Here is an 18,099-nt window from a genome sequence, read left to right as displayed (position 1 = left end):
GATTAATCCTTTTTCTCAGAAGAGTCGTTGTCCTTTTCATCCGATTTATGGTGATGATTCTCTCCATGCCCCCCATGTCCTCTATGCATAAAAAGATGCATCAATGGACAGAGTAAGACTAACAGCACCAATGGTGAAGCGCCTAAAAAGCTTGCTATGTGAGCACCATGCTCTACAATTACGTAATAGCCAATAATCCCAATAATGATAATGGCCACTAGACCAGAAGGAGAACTCCAGAAGCCCTTCTCTTTTTGTGGTTTTGGTGATTTCGGGTGGTGCCCAAATGCAGGCGACATGATGTGCACTCCTTTGACTCAGTAATTTGTATTAGTATAGCCCATCCTTCTAAAGGATTGCGCCAGTCAGGTATCATTTCATAAATTGATCGATTTATGAACTTCAGTGCTATCTTGTCTATACTTAAATTGATAAGTATTGGATTTAGAGTAGCTTAATCAGCTCTTTTACAAGGAGCGGCAATATGTGGACTTTAAAGACGTTGAAGTGGTTTGTTGCAGTAGCCGCTTTGATGGGTTCAAGTGCTGTAGCTTCTGCCTTTGATACCTCAATCAAAACTGATTCACCAATAGATTCCATAACATTGGCTTCCAATATACCTCATGCCCCTCATTGGACACCTCATGGTGGACATGGCCGGTGGCATTGGGATGGACATAGATGGCATTGGATTCAATATCACTACAAGTGGCATCATAACTGGCATCAAAATTGGCACCATAATTGGCATCAACAAAACTGGCATCACGGTGGTCATGACGGACATGGCGGTGGACATTAAGAGGATGGGAACTCATTCCCAAATCTTGATGTGTGAGTAAGGGCATTAACCTTTTGTTAAGAAGGTTTTTTGTGCCAAATATTTGGAAATGAGGCAGAAACGAGACAAATGCGAGCCAGAAAAGCCCTCATCGAGAGACTATGAAAAAAGTATAACTAGCCACAGAACAAATTGAAGCACTTAAATATCTTGTTCGAGATAATAAAAATCAATTAAGCCATTTAAATACCTTAAGCAATTTATTGCAACAGCGGATTGATTATTTTAAGCAGATTATTACCACCTATCAAAAACAAGAGAAAGAAGTAGCCGAAAACATGATGGCAAGTGACACGGGACTTTATCTCGCAACTCAGGTACGCATTTTAACCATCACTATACAAAATGGCGAATTTATTTTACTCAATTGAAAGCGACATTAATTTTATATTTTTACAATTAATACTTTTATTCATAATCAAAGTAAGTAATAGTCTTATATGGGTATGTTAAAAGCACGCTAAATAAAAGGAATTATGGATATGAAAATTGTTTATTTAATAATTAGCTTTATGATTCTTCTTTTGAATTCGGGCTGTGGCGGATTACGTCAAGTAAATGCAGATGCGAAAAATGTGAACTTATATTTGTCCTATCCTACAGGAAATTGCCGTTTCTTAGGGATTATTAAAAACCCAAATGTACATGAAGTTATGGATATCCGCTCCTCTTTAAAAGATCTAGAAAAAGATGATAATAATTTTTTAAAAAATGAAGGCGCGAAGTTAGGAGCAAATGTTATCGTTCTTGTAACCCATACACCAAGTGAAGCTCATAAGAGATATGTAAGGGGATCAAAAAACTTAACAACTATTAATATCCATTCCATAATAGCTAATGCCTATTACTGTCCCCATATGAAAGTTGACCAATTACAACAAAGAAATTTAGAAATTAAGCAAACTCCATTATTTGAAAATGATGATCTGCAGATCAATCATTAAAAATCCAGGATCCTGGGTTAAATTACAAAACTGAGGATAATTTAACCCAGTATTGTCAGATAAATTGTCCCCATCCTAAAGACATGAGGAAGGATTTTCTTGGGAAGAGAAAGCTCAACACCCCAATGAACAAGGTCATTGATAGGTGATATATTCCTCATGGATGGATTAATATCATGAAGGTGACTATTTATTCCTATGAATTCATAAAATAATTCCAATGTATATTTGGCTTTTTTAAAAAAGAACAGCAACTCCTAACGTGATTGTATCTTGAGTGGTAGGCTCTCCCTGACTTCGAAGAATCCTCTTAAGAGCACCATACTCTACATCATGCTCATACTCTGAAAAAATATTAAGTCCTGGCTTAAGACGATAATAAGGTCTCAGGATATAACGCATTTGGTTTAAGCCATTGCCAATCTCGTTTTTGACGACGGTATGAGTGGCCAAAATGCTGCGAATTCCTGTGAGGAAGAAGAAGTTATTGGTCAGCTGGTTAGCCCGTGCTAACTGAATGTCAAACTTGACACTGCCATCACGATAATACGTTCTAATGTTGGTATCAATATACCAAGGCATTAACCCTTCAATACCAATACCAGGTTGCCAATAAGGGCCTCCCGGGCGATAAAAATAATTGACTCCTCCTTTAACCGCCCAAAATTGGCTAATCAAATGCCAATAGAACACATCGATGTCTGCGTTTTCAACGGTTCCTTTATAAATTTCAGCGTCCTCAGTATACAACTGGAGCTTATTGTAATCTGGGCCATAGAGGCCTCTAAACGTCATTTCCTGAGCATTATGAAAAGGGTCTTCGCCCAGCTCGATATAGCTTGAACGATAGAAGCCTTGATGATGTCCTGCAGGGTGTTTGATGAGAGAAGCATCCAGTGGCATGACTTCGTCTTCTCGTACGACCGGCCGATTGATGTAGGCTTGCTGATAGGCGTAATTGTCTGGCTTTCGAGTGCCGTTGGCAATCTCAATGATGGTGGTGTATTGAAATACGCGCGCCATGCCCGCGGTCATGTGCAGAAGATGGTGGCAATGGAAAAACCATTGACCGCTGGCTTCAGTATCAAAATCGGCAACGGCAGTCGCTCCTGGAGGGACTTCAATGGTATGCAATAACGGATCGTAAGCCCCATGACCATTGCGTAAAATAAACCAATGGCCGTGAATATGCATGGGGTGACGCATCATCGAATTATTGGTAAATATAATCCGATAACGCTTTCCTGGCTCAATCAAAATCGGTTTGGCCTTATATTCCGGTAGACCATTAATAAACCAGATATAACGGTCCATGTAGCCAAACAATTCCATTTTAATAATCCCATCGACTGGTTTATTCGGATTATTGGTTTTCACTGCCCCTTTTAACTCTTGGTATTTGGTTCCTAAGGTGGTGGCTTTTGCCGAATCAGGTGGCTCTATTTTATCGCCTATGATGGTCGGCTCAATGGGCATCTTCATGTTCATGGAGCCATTCATCGACATGCCCTGCTCCATAGGCCTGTCAGACTTCATGTTCCTATTCATAGACGTGTCATTAGCAGAGTTAGACGTCTTATTCTGGCCCATTGCGCTATGATTCATGTCCGGCATGGCCATGCTCTTGTTCATTGAGGTCGACGAAGAGTCAGATTTTATTTGAGCAGAGTTAGACGTCTTACTCTGACTCATTGCCCCATGATTCATACCTGGCATGGCCATGCTCTTGTTCATTGAGGTCGACGAGGAGTCAGATTTCATTTGAGCAGAGTTAGACGTCTTATTCTGACTCATTGCCCCATGATTCATACCTGGCATGTCCATACTCTTGTTCATCGAGGTCGATGAGGATTTGGACTTCATTGATGAGGTGTGAGCGGAATGATTGGATGCCTTGTCCATTTTCTTTTGGATAGTCTTAGAGGACATCGAATGATTAGCACTTTGCGAACTCATTGCTTGAGAGTGCGAAGGCATGGTCATGGAGGGTTTCATCGCCGTTGATGATGTTTTTTTGTTCATCAAGGCGTGTTGTTGATTTCCACCCATTCCCCCGCCATTCATAGACATCATCATGTTGGCCATCATTTCTCTTGTGACAGGAAGTGGTTCAGGGAAAGGAGTCACGTGCTGATAGTTGACCACTTGATTAGGATAGGTTACTAAGGCCCCATAGGCTTTACCCAAAGTATCAATCGACTCGGCATAAATAACGTAAGGCTTGTTTTTTTGAATGGTCACCAGAACATCGTAGGTTTCACCCGGTGCAATCCAAAAATCCTCAATGGGATAAGGCCTCACATCATTTCCTTGAATGTGCACCATCTCCACTTTGGCATCAGGAATTTTAACACGATAGATGGTGCTTGCTCCTGCACCAATGAAGCGCAGCCGCACCCTATCCCCTACCTTCACAGGAGCAGTCCAAGGATGAGATTTAGGATGACCATTTAATAAATACGCATCGTAAGCCACGTCACTTAAATCATAGATACTCATGCGCATTTGTTGCATCATTTTATAATCAGCAATTAATTTTTTACGCTCTTCGGGTGACGCTTTACGATAATCATGAAGAAACTTCATAAGCGAGGGTTGTAGGGGAAATCGAGGACCGTAATAATCGCCGTCTTTTTTTAAATTCGCAAGTACTTGTTCCGCAGGGGTGTTGCTCCAATCGGATAACACCACCACATAATCTTTGGTATACTGATAGCTTGGCGGCTTAGGTGGGTCAATAATAAAAGTCCCGTATAAGCCTTCTTGTTCTTGAACCTTGGCATGGGCATGATACCAATAGGTTCCTCGTTGGTAAAGCTTAAAGCGATAATGGAACACGCCTCCCGGAGGAATTGGTTTTTGACTCACCTCATCCACCCCGTCCATTTGCCAAGGGACTAAAAGACCATGCCAATGAATGGACGTTCCCTCATCCAAATGGTTATACACATTGATGGTGACATCGTCCCCTTCTTTAAAATGCAACGTCGGTGCTGGAATTTGCCCATTAACAGCAATAGCGCGCCTCGGTTTGCCCGCAAAATTCACCGTTTTATAAGCAACCACCAAATTAACCGTACGCTTTGCTCCACCGGTCATAGTAAGAGGCGTTACCGTTTTAACAGGGATAGGTTGTTTCATTTTGTATTGTGCAGGTTTCGATTGAGACGATGTAGTCTTGGGATGTGGTAACGGTTGTGTTGAGGCACCATGTTGCTCATGCTGGGCAAACAAAGCAGAAGAACCGAGCAGTAAAAAGGAAAAAATAAAGCAATAGTTCCTTATTAGACAACGCAAATCCTTTTGTACCATGTTTGTATCCTTCCATAAAAATCGTATTAATGCGACGATACTGTCTTTTCTGCTGTGACAGGCAGAACACCATACCCATGCCGATAGACTAATTCCGCTCCATACCAAGCCGTCGTGAGCAACAGCACCTGGACAAAGAGCAACGCCATTAAGAAGACCAGCGTCGGTTTTTGGTGTTTAATATAACGCCAAACCATCCAGAAAGCCACAAGTACAATAGCACTCGAGGTAGTTAGTGCCCAGTTGCGGTGAATCACTTTTACGGCGTGCACCATAGCACCATGTTTCACTGTATAAAAAGCGTAAAACCCAGCGGACACGGTGGCAATCGTGCTCAATGCGGCCAGCCATAAACACCAACGCGCCACGATTTCCAATTCGACAATAAACGGGTTGATTTTCCATCGAGTATTAGAGGCGAAATAGATTAAAGCATAAAGAATCACCGAAACAGAAAATAAGGCCACGGTAAAATGGACAAAAATGGGGTGCCAATTAGGGATAATTTCTATCATGGTCGATGCGTTTCTTATTCCAGTTTGGGGAACCAACATCCTATTCCCTCGTTTCTTCTTATAAAAAAATAGCCAAATGGCTATTCAGTTACCCCCTTTTTATTTCTTATTTAGTATTTTTGTCAATTGAATTGTTATCCGTTATGCTAAATGTCAGAGATGAAAATAGCAACAATAAACCGGGTTGTTTTTAGTCGTTGGCAAGAACAAGAACAATAATCTTGAAGGAATTGTTATGAACGCTAGGGATTGCTTTGCAGAGAAAGAGTACGAAGAACAAGCAAGAGAAACTACACCTCTTTTTGATGAGAACGAGTTTCCTGAAACCAAAGACTTAGGGAATGAGATGGAGCTTGATGAGGAGTTTGATGCCATACGCTCCATGAATTAATACCCTAAATATTAATCGGGATCCTTATAGAGCGCATCAAACCAATTCGTCATGACCTCATTACGCATGATTCGGACGGATTCTAACGAGTCCCTCATCATCTGTGCCCAAGCATGCTCTGTTTTTTTAAAGAAATTACTCTCCGTTACCCTTTGGCGATTGGCTTGAATGGGTGGACTTACTTGTTCGATTGCTTTCATGAGTGGATTCACTTTTTCAGAAAACACATAGCGACTTAGGCGCATGGGATGCGTTTTCTCGAGCCACCAGGATAAGAAAGGATTACTTAAGCTTTGCACAAAAGGTTGGATAACTTTTTGATAAATCGAGTCATTGGCTTCGGATGTTTGACGAACTTTGTCAAACGGTTGCGTGGAGCTCGTTGTGCAAAGTTCGGTGAGTTCGCGCGCTTCAAAACGAACATGATATTGCTCTTTGCTGCAATCGGGATTGCCTGTTGGGTTAACGATTATCATTTCATAAAGCCCTGGCTGTAATTGTTCAATAGCCGCTCCATGCTCTAAAATAGCACGATGGTGCAACCGAACGACCTTAGCCGACACAAAGATTCCTAAATGCCCAACGGAAGGATGAAGAAGATAAACCACTCGCTGTTTGGCCTCCTTCAATGCTTGTGTCGTAGGATAAATCGTTCTTATCCAATGTAAAGCCTGTCTCGGTGGGGTAATTTGATCGCCTTGGGAAGCAAAAAGAACAATCGGGCTTTGAATGCGTTTCAAATCGTAAACGCATCCTTTATGAATCCGCATTTCACCGCGCTCTAGTTGATTGCCAATAAAAAGATTATTCACTGTGGCCATTATCTCTTCTTGACTGAATTGATAAAAACCATTCCACCAGCGTTCAAACTCCAAGAATCGCTCACGCTCTGCATCAATTTCATCAAATAAGCCATAATACTTATCCCAAATGGCCGTGGTGGGATTGAGTAACTCAAAATTAGAGACCAACCACGCCCCATCCAATATCCCTTCTTTTAAATCCGAAAGAAAACGGGCACTCCAGGAACCACCCAAGAGTCCCCCCAATAACTGCATGGGATTGGCTTCTTCTTCGCTGTTGGACCAATAAGAAACCGGTGAGCCATTCATGACCGTCAAACCAACCGATCCCACACAATCAGAAGCCAATAAGGCCAGCATCCAACCGGCTTGGCAATTGCCATAAAGAATGGGGGCTTTGCCTTCATGCCAGGCTTGGACTTTTTCAACAAAATGGCGCAAAGTCATCAGGACATCGGCGAGCGTTTGATGAGGCACAGGATTAGGATAAAAAATAACAAAATACACAGGATGACCACTATGTAACGCGATGCCCACTTCAGAGTCCCGTTTGAAACCACCAATCCCTGGCCCATGGCCTGATCTGGGATCCACAATAATAACTGGATGAGCATGAGGATCAAAACATTCTTCAAAGCACACATCGCCGACTTCAAGAATTTTAACCAATGCATAATTGGTTTTGGGTTCCAATGATTTCCCATCCAAAACTAATTCATATTTGAAATTAAGCAGTGGTGGCAACCCTTGTTGTTCATGCTCCATCATATTATTAGCCCGTTCACGCAAGGTATCCCAAAACAAAATAGAACGCTGCCAATAATCCAGTTGATAAGAAATAAAATCATGCCCCATTTGATAAGGCAAGTCGATGTCTTGCTTGTCCATGCGTCACCACCATCTTGAATCATCCACCTCTTTATCTATTGTGGACGAGGGATAAGATTTTTACAAAAATTTTCTCTCCATTGGATAACTGAAATGGACAAGACTATTAAAGTCAACGACTGCTCAAGGAAGTGATTAAAGGAGATTAAATAATAAATAATCCAATCTTAACCGTTTGTTGTTGCGCAGCAGATAATCTATTATGGTAATACCTCATTTGATTAGGATGAATCTCATGAAAAAAATCAATTTTCTATTGTATTTATTAACCATGCTCGCCATATCCTTTGTGACCTTGGGTCATGGAACCACTGAAACCACTGACACTACAAACCAAACGAAACACATGTATCGTGGCTCCTCGATTACTCTTGAAGAGTTAGCACAAGTTGCAGATTTATCCTCCGCACGGGATCAAAAAGGAAACCCAGTGACCCTAGAAGAAGAAAGCTATCAAGTGGGCTCTTTTACAAAAGGCACAGTGACTATCATTCCCAAAAGTGGGAAAGCGGACGATGTCATTACCTTGGATTTAAAACCAAATTAATGCATAAAAATCTCGCTTTGTAAGTCATGATGTCTGTGCCTCTGATATGGCCATTTGCGTCTGCAGCCTCGTTCCTTAAAACGACAGCAGTCTATAACAAACCACGAACAACACAATACATCATGACTCATTCCTTGATTAATTAGGGACATCTGAAGGATACAAGGCTCGCAGCTGTGCCAACACTTTTTGCAATTTTTCCCAGTTGACTTGTGCCCCTTTTTTATCATTGGCATCGCCTGATTTATCAAGACGCGTGGCCAATTGACTGACATAGCTTAGATTTTGCTGCAGTGTCTTTTTCTGCTCCTCTGACAAATCTTTGCTTAATGCAGGTAATGCGTTGACTAAATCACGAATGGCAAATGCATGCTGGTGTATTGTCGTTAAATCATCACTACTGAGCACTTGATTAATGGATGCCGCATGCTTATCTACAGCCTCCCAAATGGCTGGAATCGTTTTGGGAATAGATTGTGTTGGCTCTTCAGTGGAATCAGCCATTGCTTGAGAATACCCACAAACCAACAAAACACTGGTGATAAGCCCTAACCAAAAATGGCTTTTTTGTTTCAAAGTAATGTGCTTCATGTTTTTTCTCCTTGTTCTGTTTTATTGAATTGCATCCGCTGTTCTCGCCATACTTCAATAGCATTATACACCGTAGGCACCACAAACATATTGAGTACAGTAGAAGTAAATAATCCTCCCAAAAGCACCTGAGCTAAAGGACGCTCAAGTTCCTTTCCTGCAGGCGAACCCCACAACAAAGGAATCAAGCCCAGTGCCGCTGTAGCAGCCGTCATTAATACGGGCACCAAGCGGTCCATGGTGCCATCAATGACCACCTGCTCCCGAGTTTTTCCCTGCAATCGTAATTGATTGTAGTGGCTCACCAAAATAATGCCATTTCTCGCCGCAATTCCAAACAGCGTAATAAACCCAATCATGGCGGCCACACTCATCTCGCCACTCACCACAAACAATGAAATGACCCCACCAATGAGTGCTAAAGGCAAATTAAACATCACCAATAAAGCCTCTCGAAACGTCCCAAACGCTTTATGCAGCAAAATCAGCATCACAAAAATCACCAAGCCACCAAAAACCAAAATCACTCTGGAAGCTTGTTGCTGGCTTTCAAATTGGCCGCCGTATTGAATAAAATAACCAGTGGGCAGTTTGATTTTTTCCTGCACTTCCTGTTGCACTCCAGCAATCACGCTGCCTAAATCTCGTCCCTGCACATTAAAAGAAACCACCAGCAACCGTTGCACGTTCTCGCGATTAATTGCAAAAGGCTGCGGTTCCAATGCAATCTCAGCCACAGCCCGCAATGGGATTTGCGCATTGCTGCCTTCTCCCACCCCATGAGCATCAATCAGCATGTTTTGAATGTTCTTGACGCTGTCACGCCCTGGTTTATCCATTCGAAGATACAAATCAAACGTGCGTTGCCCCTCTAAAACGCTGGAAACACTCACGCCATTCAGAAGCACTTGCACGTCTTCCGAAATCTGCCCCACATTGACACCATAGCGTGCTGCTTTTTCGCGATCGAGTTGAATTACCAATTGGGGTACTTTAATCTGTTGTTCCTTATTCACATCCACCACCCCTGGTACTGATTTTAACAGGGTCTCCATCGATTGCCCTAGTTCATTGAGTGTGGATAAATTATCCCCAAAAATCTTAACGGCCACTTGAGCGCGTACCCCAGAAAGCACTTCATCCATACGATGAGCAATAAATTGTCCCACGTTAAATACGGCCCCAGGAATATTCGCCAAATCCGCACGAATGCGACGCAGCAATTCATCGGGCCTCATGGACTTGTCTTTATCAAAGTTAAGAAGCACATCAAATTCACTGATGTTGGGTGGTAGCGCATCTTCATCAAGCTCACTGCGCCCTGCCCGCTGCGCAATGGAAATCACTTGCGGATAGCGAAGCAATGCTTTTTGTACTTGTTGACCTAAACGCATGGATTCATTAAGGGAGGTCCCCGGCAAGGTACTCATCACGACAATAAAGTTGCCTTCATGAAACTCCGGTAAAAAAGACGTGCCAAAAAAAGGAAGTAACGCCAGTGCAAAGACAAAAGCCGATAAAGCAAACGCAAGAACCATTTTGCAGTGGGCAATAGACCATTGGAGTGCTGTTAAAAAATGCTTTTTAAGCCACAAGACAAAGCGAGTTTCGGACTCCGCCTGATGGTTACCTTCCCTTTCTACGGCATAATGCCGTTCCTTATTCGATAAAGCGTGCAGACTCACTTCAACATCTTGCTGTTTTTCTTGACCACGCACCAGTAACCAGTAACACAAAGCAGGAACCATAGTGATGGAGACCACGAGAGAGCCTAATACCGAGGCAATGTAGGCAATGGCTAAGGGACTAAAAATATGTTCAGCAATCCCCGATAAAAAGAAGATGGGTAAAAAAACCAAACTAATGATAATCGTGGCATAAACCACTGAACTTCGAATTTCAAGCACCGCATCAAAAACCACTTGTATGGTGGGTAAAGGATGGGCTTCCTGACGATTAATCCGTAAGCGATGCACCACATTTTCCACCGTAATGATGCCGTCATCGACTACTTCTCCAATGGCAATGGCCATACCACCTAAGGTCATGGAATTGATGCCAATACCAAAATAATGAAGCACTAAAATACCCACTACGAACGAAACGGGCATCGAAAGGAACGTAATAAACGAAGCACGCCAATTCATCAAAAAAACAAAAAGAACCGCAATAACAATCACAGCCCCTTCAAGCAAAGCCCGAGTTAAATTGTGAATGGCAGATTCAATAAAGCTGGCTTGGCGAAACACATTAGTCACTAAGGTCACATCGTGAGGCAAGGACTTTTTAATTTCGGCAAGTGCTTTTTCGACTTTCGCTGTGGTCGTGACCGTATCAGCCCCATACGCTTTGGAAATTGTCCCAATCACCGCATTCTGGGTATTATAGGCTCCATCACCTCGCTTAATTTCACCACCAAAAGCAACGTTTGCCACATTATTCATGGTAATAGGCACCCCGTTACGAACCACAATCAATGTTTTTTTGATGTCTTTAAGCGTCTTAATCCGCCCAAGAGTACTCACTACGAATTCGGTTCCTGCCTGGTGAACAAAGGCACCGGGTACGTTTTGATTCGCCGATGTCAGCGCTTGTCGCACGTCTTCCACCGAGATTCGATAAGCGAGCATACGCTCAGGAATGAGGCGCACCTGGTATTGCTTGACCTCTCCACCCAGGGAGACTACAGAAGCCACACCACCTAATGCCAGAATCCTGGGCCGAATCGTCCAATCCGAAATAGTGCGCAAGGTTTCAGGACTTTCGGTGCGGCTTACCAACGCGTATTTGACCAACCACCCCACGGCAGACGTAACCGGTAACATGATGGGTGACTCAACGCCAGGAGGGAGGCGATTGACTACTTGTTGAATGCGTTCATTAACTAACTGGCGATTACGATAGATGTCAGTTTGGTCGTCAAACACCACCGTGATGGTGGACAGTCCCACAGACGTTTTAGAGCGCACACTAACCACCCCTGGCGTGCCATTAATCGCACTTTCCAAAGGATAGGTAATTAAAGTTTCCACATCTTGCGTGGCCATACCAGGCGCTTGCGTTTGCACCACTACTTGCGGTGGGGCAAATTCGGGAAACACATCCACTGGCATTTGTTTTAAAGTATAACCACCCAGCAAACAAAGAATAATCGTTAAGGCCAAAATCAAGGGGCGATTATGTAACGACCAGGCAATTAAGTGCGTAAACATTTAGTGAGGCTCCTCTTGGTCTGAATGAGGCTTACTACCCCCACTCAACCACAAAGTATAAAGCTCACGTTGTCCTTGCGTCACAACAAGGTCGCCAGGAACTAGCCCGTCTTTAATTTCTGAATACTCATCATCCACGGCACCTATTTGAACAACGATGCGATCATAAATATCCCTATTTTGCACAAAAACAAACGACTCGTTATCTGCCTGCAACACGGCCGCATTGGGTACGGCAAGTGCTGCTTCATTACGCGCTAAAATGACATTGGCGCGTACAAACATTCCGGGCTTTAGGAGTTTCTCTTCATTATCCAAGGTGATGCGCACATTCACGGTACGAGTTAATGGATCAAGATTGGGTTCAATTAAAGTCACTTGGCCTGGAAAAGTTCGCTTGGGGTAACTTAGGGCATGAACATTCACTTCTTGCCCTACCTTAATCTTATCTAAATCTTCTTCATACACTTGAGCGATGACTAACAGTTTGTCGCGATTGCTGATGTGAAAAAGAACGGTGTTCGGTTCAACGGCTTGACCTAAGTTAATGTTCCTGGCATCAATGATGCCCGCAATGGGTGCCGTGACCGCAACACTCGGTGGAGGATTACCCACTAATCTTGATTGCACTGTGGCTAAGCGTTGTCCTGCCTTGACATTATCTCCTAAATTCACATCAATGGCCGTCACACTTCCGCTAATCCGAATGCTAACATCCGCTTGCGCATCAGGTAACAATTGAACTTGGCCATTCAAACCCAGTATTTGTGCCATAGGACGATTGGTTGCTTCCACCACCTTGATGCCAAGCATCTTGGTTTGCTGGGGTGTTAAATGAACGGGGCCTTTAGCTCCTCCCTCACTCACCTCGATTTCTTCCCCATGAGCAAAGCATCCTTGAATAGGAGCGAGTAGACTAAGAAACAGACTAATTAATGCCATCCTTCTCATGCGCTGTTGCCATCTCATTTACTATCCCCATTCCTTTGATACGCTAAATAAGGGCAAAACCCATTGGTTTTACCAGGACCAATAGCTGTACATAAAGCCACATACACTTGCAAATACTTTTCTAACGTGTTGAGATAAGTCGTTTGTAAATCATTTTGTTGTTTTTGTACTTGCAGCACATTCAAAAAAGAAATTTGTCCATTCTCATAAGAGTCACGAGCCAGTGTGACATTCTCAACGGCTAATTTCAGAGAAACCTGTTGCGTTTCCCTAAGACTCATTTGCAGCGCTTTTAATTGCCCATAGTTACTGGTTACTTCCGTCTCAATACTTAAATTCAAAGCACGCAAAGCCATTATTGCCTGAGTCCCTGTGTGACTTGCTTCTAAAATTCGCCCCTGATTACGATTAAACAGAGGAAGAGGCACAGAAAGAGTCACACCCAAAGTCCTATCGGCAGGTTGAGGTGGGCCCTCTTCGACCACAATTTTATCTTGTTGTACCCCAAGCCCTACCGTCCAATCAGCAAAACGCTCGGCTTTGGCCAAACGCCTGTCGGCATTAGCGCGTTCAATCGATAATGCGATGGATTGACGGTCTGGACGATTTTTAAGCGCCAAGGCTTTTAAGCGGGGTAATTTAAGGAGCGTTCTCTCAGCGATAAAATCCATCTTAAGGGATAAGGGTGAATTGGCTTCTCGCCCCATCAATTGATTCAGTAGCGCATATTGGCTAATACGAAGACTATGCAAAAGGTGCTTTTCTTGCCCGATACGCAGATACTCAATGCGTGCCGCATTCTCATCCAGCTTTGAAATTTCAGCCGCGTGATAACGGTTATGAATCACATCAACGAGCTCTCGGTTTATCCGTAATAAGTAATTCACCTGTTGCGTGCGACGCTCAGTAATCATCGCGGCATAAAATGCATTCGCTACTTTGGCGCTTAATTGGCGCTCTGCTTCCCTGATTTCTGCCATGGCTTTCAACACATCTAAGCGCGCCACTGTCTTTTGCTTTGCAATACGCCCAGAAATCGGAAATGCTTGATTAAACCCAGCACTTCGTGAATATTCCCCTTCATCATTAAATAAGCGATCGTCGTTGTTGGAGAGGTTGAGGCTTGGATTGGGCCAAAGGCCAGCTTGTAGCAAACGGGCCTTGGCAATAGCCACATTATAACGAGCGGCTTTTAAATCCTTGTTGTTTGCAAAAGCCATTTGGGTTATTTCCTGAAGAGTCCATGCCTTCCCCGCTGTTGCCAAAGAGGCGTACAGCAACAGAAGAACGACCCGATAAGAAAACCGCCAAGCACGATGATATTCCATAAACAATAACTCAAGGAAGTCCATCTATTGTTTTATCTTACATCGATAGGCTCGACCTACCATCCAATGGTCTGCCACGAAATCATTTTTGGGATTGCCTTCATAAGTTTGCTGATGTTGACTCACCAAAACCGTATTAGCACCTAATAACGCCGCTTCATTTCTTAGGATATTTCGTTCATCCTTGATCAAATGCTCGTGTGATTGATAGGATTGGCTCATGCCATTGCGATCGTAGGCTCTGACTTCCCCTAAAAAAGTACAGCCTTTTGAGAGCTGATCTGACTGGAGAATGGTTACTTTTTCTCCTTCAGGGGTTAACTTGGCATTATAGGAACAACCCACCAGAAGGGCGGGAATTATCACCAGGAGGGTGCGTTTCATCAGATAATGAGTCATAAATTAATCCCTTCTTTTTATTATTTTTATTTTCTAGTATCTCCCACCCAATGCCATTAAACAATGGGTTGTAAAATAATAGATGATGTCGTACCTGCTTCTGCAGTAAGATGACTGTTTTATGCATTCTCTTTTTCTAGTCAGCGATTGGATGGATACTCGTGTCGATGGGATGGTTTGTTGTTGCAAGCATTGGACTATAGACACAAACCGAGCCATTGATTTTTCTTTGTTTTGCCGCGTAGCACGCCAAATCCGCTTCTTTGATGACGGTATTCACTGAGGCCGAGTGAGGATTCATCTGAGTGATGCCAATAGAGCAACCTAGATTAAGCTCCGATAAAATACCTTCTTTGAACAATTGTCTCGTCACAGTGATAAGATTTTCAGCAATCTTTTTCGCCTCATCGATAGAGATGTTTTCCATCACGGCAATAAACTCATCCCCACCATAACGAGCCACGATATCATCCTTTCGCAATCGCTGCGTTAGGAGTTGCCCAAATGTTTGTAACGTGTTATCTCCCGCATCATGACCATAACGGTCATTGACCGTCTTAAATTTATCCATATCAATAAAAAGAACGATAACCCATCCTCCATGCATCTTAATTTGTTGGAGCCTTGTGTTCAAAACCTCAAAAAGGGTCTCTCTGTTATGACAGCCAGTCAACGAATCATACTGAGCATGCTGCCTTAATAGTTCGTAGCGACTTTTAAAGTCAGCCATCAATTCCACTTTTTGAATGGTCTTAGTCACCAAATGACATGAAAAATAAATATAAGTCGCCGCTAACAAAAACACACTGCCATAAAAATAATTAAGGCAATGAGGATCGACCAATAAACCATAAAAAATGCTGGCTAAATAACTGAGGATAAAAATGCCAATAAAAGCAAGAGAAACAAGCCCTAGTCGCCGATAGTGATTCCTTTGTTGCACTAATCCATTGATTAAATAAGCTCCATTAGCAAGAAAGGCAATACCAAACACTATCATAACAACTGGGATAACCATGATTTGGCCTTGAATACAGTCTGAACTATTTCTTTAGTATAGACTTGATTTTTCTTCAATGAAGTGAACGTGATGATTTTTGTTTAGCCAATACAATAAAGACTAATCACATCTTAAGCTCATCTGACCATCCTTTTTTTCATAGTGTCACTCTCTTTAGTCTCAGCGCATTGATAATCACTGACACTGAAGAAAGCGCCATCGCTGCTGCTGCAATCATAGGACTTAAGAGCAAGCCAGTTAGAGGGTACAAAACCCCAGCAGCCAAGGGCACACCCAGTACATTATAAATAAAGGCGAAGAAAAGATTTTGGCGAATGTTGCTCATGGTACTTTCTGACAAACGTCGCGCTTTGGCGATACCACGCAAATCTCCATGCAACAAGGTAACACCAGCACTTTCGATGGCCACATCAGTGCCTGTTCCCATGGCAATACCAATATCAGCTTTGGCAAGCGCTGGGGCATCATTCACCCCATCTCCTGCCATGGCAACAATAAGACCTTTGTCTTTTAATTCACTCACGATGCGGCTCTTGTCTTCAGGCATGATTTCAGCTACTACCTTTTTGATGCCAAGTGTACCTGCTACCGCTTCAGCTGTTCTTTTGCTATCTCCGGTGAGCATGACAATTTCAATGCCACTTTGCTGAAGTTCGAGGATGGTCTCTGGAGTACTCGATTTAATAGGGTCTTCAACCACCAAGAGAGCTACTGTTTTACCATCAACCGCCATAAACATGACTGAGGCGCCTTTACCACGAAGTTCATCAGCCTTTTCAAAAAGAGGGGCATTATCGCCTCCATGCTCTTGCATTAATCTGGCGTTACCAATAGCAACATGATGGCCGTCTACCTGACCTACAACCCCTTTTCCAGTGGGCGCTTCAAACGCTTCGACTGATCCAAGGGACAATCCTTTTTCTTTTGCAGCATGCACAATAGCATTGGCCAGCGGATGTTCACTTTGATGCTCAAGTGCCGCAGCTAATGCTAAAGCATTATCCTCCACGAAATCATCGGTCACAATGCGTGTCAATTTAGGGTGACCTTCAGTAAGCGTGCCCGTTTTATCGACCACCAGGGTATTGACCTTCTCCATTCGTTCCAACGCTTCGGCATTTTTAATCAATACCCCGCTTTGTGCTCCTTTTCCAACACCGACCATAATGGACATGGGCGTTGCTAAACCTAACGCACAAGGGCAAGCGATGATGAGTACTGACACAGCAGCGATTAAACCATAGCTAAGCGCTGGTTGCGGACCCAACAGTGCCCACACAATAAAAGACAGCACCGCAACCAAAATCACAGCGGGCACAAACCATCCTGAGACGGTATCGGCTAGTCGCTGAATCGGCGCACGGCTTCGTTGGGCATCACTCACCATCTGCACAATGCGTGCAAGCATGGTATCACTGCCCACATGCAGCGCTTTCATGACAAAGCTACCCGTCTGATTAATCGTAGCACCAATAACTTTAGCGCTGGCCTCTTTAGCAACTGGAATGGGCTCACCTGTCACCATGGATTCATCGACAAAGCTTCGTCCTTCTTGCACTTCACCATCCACTGGTATTTTTTCACCAGGCCGAACACGCAACAAATCACCAACGGCAACGTTATCCAGGGACACCTCCTCTTCACTGCCATCTTCCTTAATTCGGTGTGCACTTTCAGGGACCAATTTTAACAAGGCACGGATGGCACTACCCGTTTGTTCTCGAGCTTTTAGTTCCAGCACTTGCCCCAACAAGACAAGCGTAGTAATCACTGCTGCCGCTTCAAAATAAACAGCAACTACTCCTTCTTGACTTCTAAACGCATGGGGAAATACACCTGGCCAAAGGACAGCCACCATACTGTAAATCCACGCCACACCAATACCCATGGCAATCAAGGTAAACATATTGAGTTGGCCTGTTTTTAGAGACTGCCAACCGCGCTTGAAAAAAGGCCAACCTCCCCATAACACCACTGGCGTGGCAAGAAGCAATTGGATCCAACTGGAACCATTACCAGAAATAAAATGCTTCAAACCATGTCCACCCATCTCCAATATCACAACAGGTATAGTTAACATCAATGCAATCCAAAATCGACGTCTCATATCAAGATATTCAGGGCTCACAACCTCCGAAACCGTCACCGTTTCCGGTTCTAAAGCCATACCACAAAGAGGACAATGACCAGGGGCAGATTGGCGAATTTCTGGGTGCATGGGACACGTATAAACAATAGGCCCCTCCATTTTGGAAGAGGCTTGCTGAGTCTTGGGAGAATTATGTTCGTGATGACAAGCATGTCCTTTACCAGAATGGGTATGTCCTTGATGGTGGTCGTGTTTCATGGTTTGCCC

At 43.4% G+C, this 18,099-nt stretch carries 16 protein-coding genes; 5 read left to right on the top strand and 11 right to left on the bottom strand.

Annotated features, from left to right (window positions below):
* Positions 1-2 precede the first annotated feature (2 nt).
* Positions 3-299 (bottom strand): DUF2933 domain-containing protein, encoded by a 297-nt coding sequence (locus LPG_RS05165; protein ID WP_010946774.1) that lies wholly within the window; start codon positions 297-299, stop codon positions 3-5.
* Between the two features lie 185 nt (positions 300-484).
* Between LPG_RS05165 and LPG_RS05160 the strand changes: the two genes are divergently transcribed.
* The 3 genes from LPG_RS05160 (at position 485) to LPG_RS05150 (ending at position 1,785) form a co-directional block, all read left to right on the top strand.
* Complete coding sequence (locus tag LPG_RS05160; protein ID WP_010946773.1) at positions 485-802, top strand: protein VrrB; 318 nt, start codon at positions 485-487, stop codon at positions 800-802.
* Between the two features lie 170 nt (positions 803-972).
* Positions 973-1,212 (top strand): CHASE3 domain-containing protein, encoded by a 240-nt coding sequence (locus LPG_RS05155; RefSeq protein ID WP_072363891.1) that lies wholly within the window; start codon positions 973-975, stop codon positions 1,210-1,212.
* A gap of 111 nt (positions 1,213-1,323) precedes the next feature.
* Positions 1,324-1,785: a DUF4156 domain-containing protein gene (locus LPG_RS05150; protein WP_015444656.1), complete on the top strand. Its 462-nt coding sequence runs from the start codon at positions 1,324-1,326 to the stop codon at positions 1,783-1,785.
* 237 nt (positions 1,786-2,022) lie between these two features.
* On the opposite strand, the gene LPG_RS05145 is transcribed toward LPG_RS05150, so the two are convergent.
* Together LPG_RS05145 and LPG_RS05140 are read right to left on the bottom strand one after the other, a co-directional pair.
* A complete protein-coding gene (locus tag LPG_RS05145) occupies positions 2,023-5,097 on the bottom strand; it encodes a multicopper oxidase domain-containing protein (protein ID WP_010946770.1) in 3,075 nt (1,024 codons plus the stop codon).
* 26 nt (positions 5,098-5,123) lie between these two features.
* A complete protein-coding gene (locus LPG_RS05140; protein WP_010946769.1) occupies positions 5,124-5,651 on the bottom strand; it encodes a DUF2231 domain-containing protein in 528 nt (175 codons plus the stop codon).
* A gap of 196 nt (positions 5,652-5,847) precedes the next feature.
* Here LPG_RS05140 and LPG_RS05135 point away from each other — a divergent pair, with 196 nt between their 5' ends.
* On the top strand, positions 5,848-6,003 hold the full coding sequence (locus LPG_RS05135; RefSeq protein WP_015444658.1) for a hypothetical protein: 156 nt from the start codon (positions 5,848-5,850) through the stop codon (positions 6,001-6,003).
* 11 nt (positions 6,004-6,014) lie between these two features.
* On the opposite strand, the gene LPG_RS05130 is transcribed toward LPG_RS05135, so the two are convergent.
* A complete protein-coding gene (locus LPG_RS05130) occupies positions 6,015-7,694 on the bottom strand; it encodes a DUF3141 domain-containing protein (RefSeq protein ID WP_010946767.1) in 1,680 nt (559 codons plus the stop codon).
* Positions 7,695-7,929: 235 nt separating this feature from the next.
* Here LPG_RS05130 and LPG_RS05125 point away from each other — a divergent pair, with 235 nt between their 5' ends.
* Complete coding sequence (locus LPG_RS05125) at positions 7,930-8,241, top strand: hypothetical protein (RefSeq protein WP_015444659.1); 312 nt, start codon at positions 7,930-7,932, stop codon at positions 8,239-8,241.
* Between the two features lie 138 nt (positions 8,242-8,379).
* Here the strand turns inward: LPG_RS05125 and LPG_RS05120 are convergent, their stop codons facing one another.
* The 7 genes from LPG_RS05120 to LPG_RS05090 all read right to left on the bottom strand — a co-directional run bounded on the left by LPG_RS05120 (position 8,380) and on the right by LPG_RS05090 (position 18,090).
* Positions 8,380-8,832: a hypothetical protein gene (locus LPG_RS05120; RefSeq protein ID WP_010946765.1), complete on the bottom strand. Its 453-nt coding sequence runs from the start codon at positions 8,830-8,832 to the stop codon at positions 8,380-8,382.
* Positions 8,829-12,044 (bottom strand): efflux RND transporter permease subunit, encoded by a 3,216-nt coding sequence (locus tag LPG_RS05115; protein WP_010946764.1) that lies wholly within the window; start codon positions 12,042-12,044, stop codon positions 8,829-8,831. The genes LPG_RS05120 and LPG_RS05115 overlap by 4 nt, the downstream gene beginning before the upstream one ends.
* A complete protein-coding gene (locus tag LPG_RS05110) occupies positions 12,045-13,013 on the bottom strand; it encodes an efflux RND transporter periplasmic adaptor subunit (protein ID WP_010946763.1) in 969 nt (322 codons plus the stop codon).
* Positions 13,010-14,323 (bottom strand): TolC family protein, encoded by a 1,314-nt coding sequence (locus LPG_RS05105; protein ID WP_015444660.1) that lies wholly within the window; start codon positions 14,321-14,323, stop codon positions 13,010-13,012. The genes LPG_RS05110 and LPG_RS05105 overlap by 4 nt, the downstream gene beginning before the upstream one ends.
* A gap of 24 nt (positions 14,324-14,347) precedes the next feature.
* Positions 14,348-14,722, bottom strand: coding sequence for a DUF4156 domain-containing protein (locus LPG_RS05100; protein WP_010946761.1), 375 nt, complete (start codon positions 14,720-14,722; stop codon positions 14,348-14,350).
* 136 nt (positions 14,723-14,858) lie between these two features.
* Complete coding sequence (locus LPG_RS05095) at positions 14,859-15,740, bottom strand: GGDEF domain-containing protein (RefSeq protein WP_010946760.1); 882 nt, start codon at positions 15,738-15,740, stop codon at positions 14,859-14,861.
* A gap of 139 nt (positions 15,741-15,879) precedes the next feature.
* Positions 15,880-18,090, bottom strand: coding sequence for a copper-transporting P-type ATPase (locus tag LPG_RS05090; RefSeq protein WP_010946759.1), 2,211 nt, complete (start codon positions 18,088-18,090; stop codon positions 15,880-15,882).
* Between the last annotated feature and the right edge of the window lie 9 nt (positions 18,091-18,099).

The sequence above is a fragment of the Legionella pneumophila subsp. pneumophila str. Philadelphia 1 genome (genome assembly GCF_000008485.1).
GTDB classification, from domain to species: domain Bacteria; phylum Pseudomonadota; class Gammaproteobacteria; order Legionellales; family Legionellaceae; genus Legionella; species Legionella pneumophila.
Note: the sequence above shows the minus strand (reverse complement) of the source record. Positions and strands in the feature narration are given on the sequence as shown.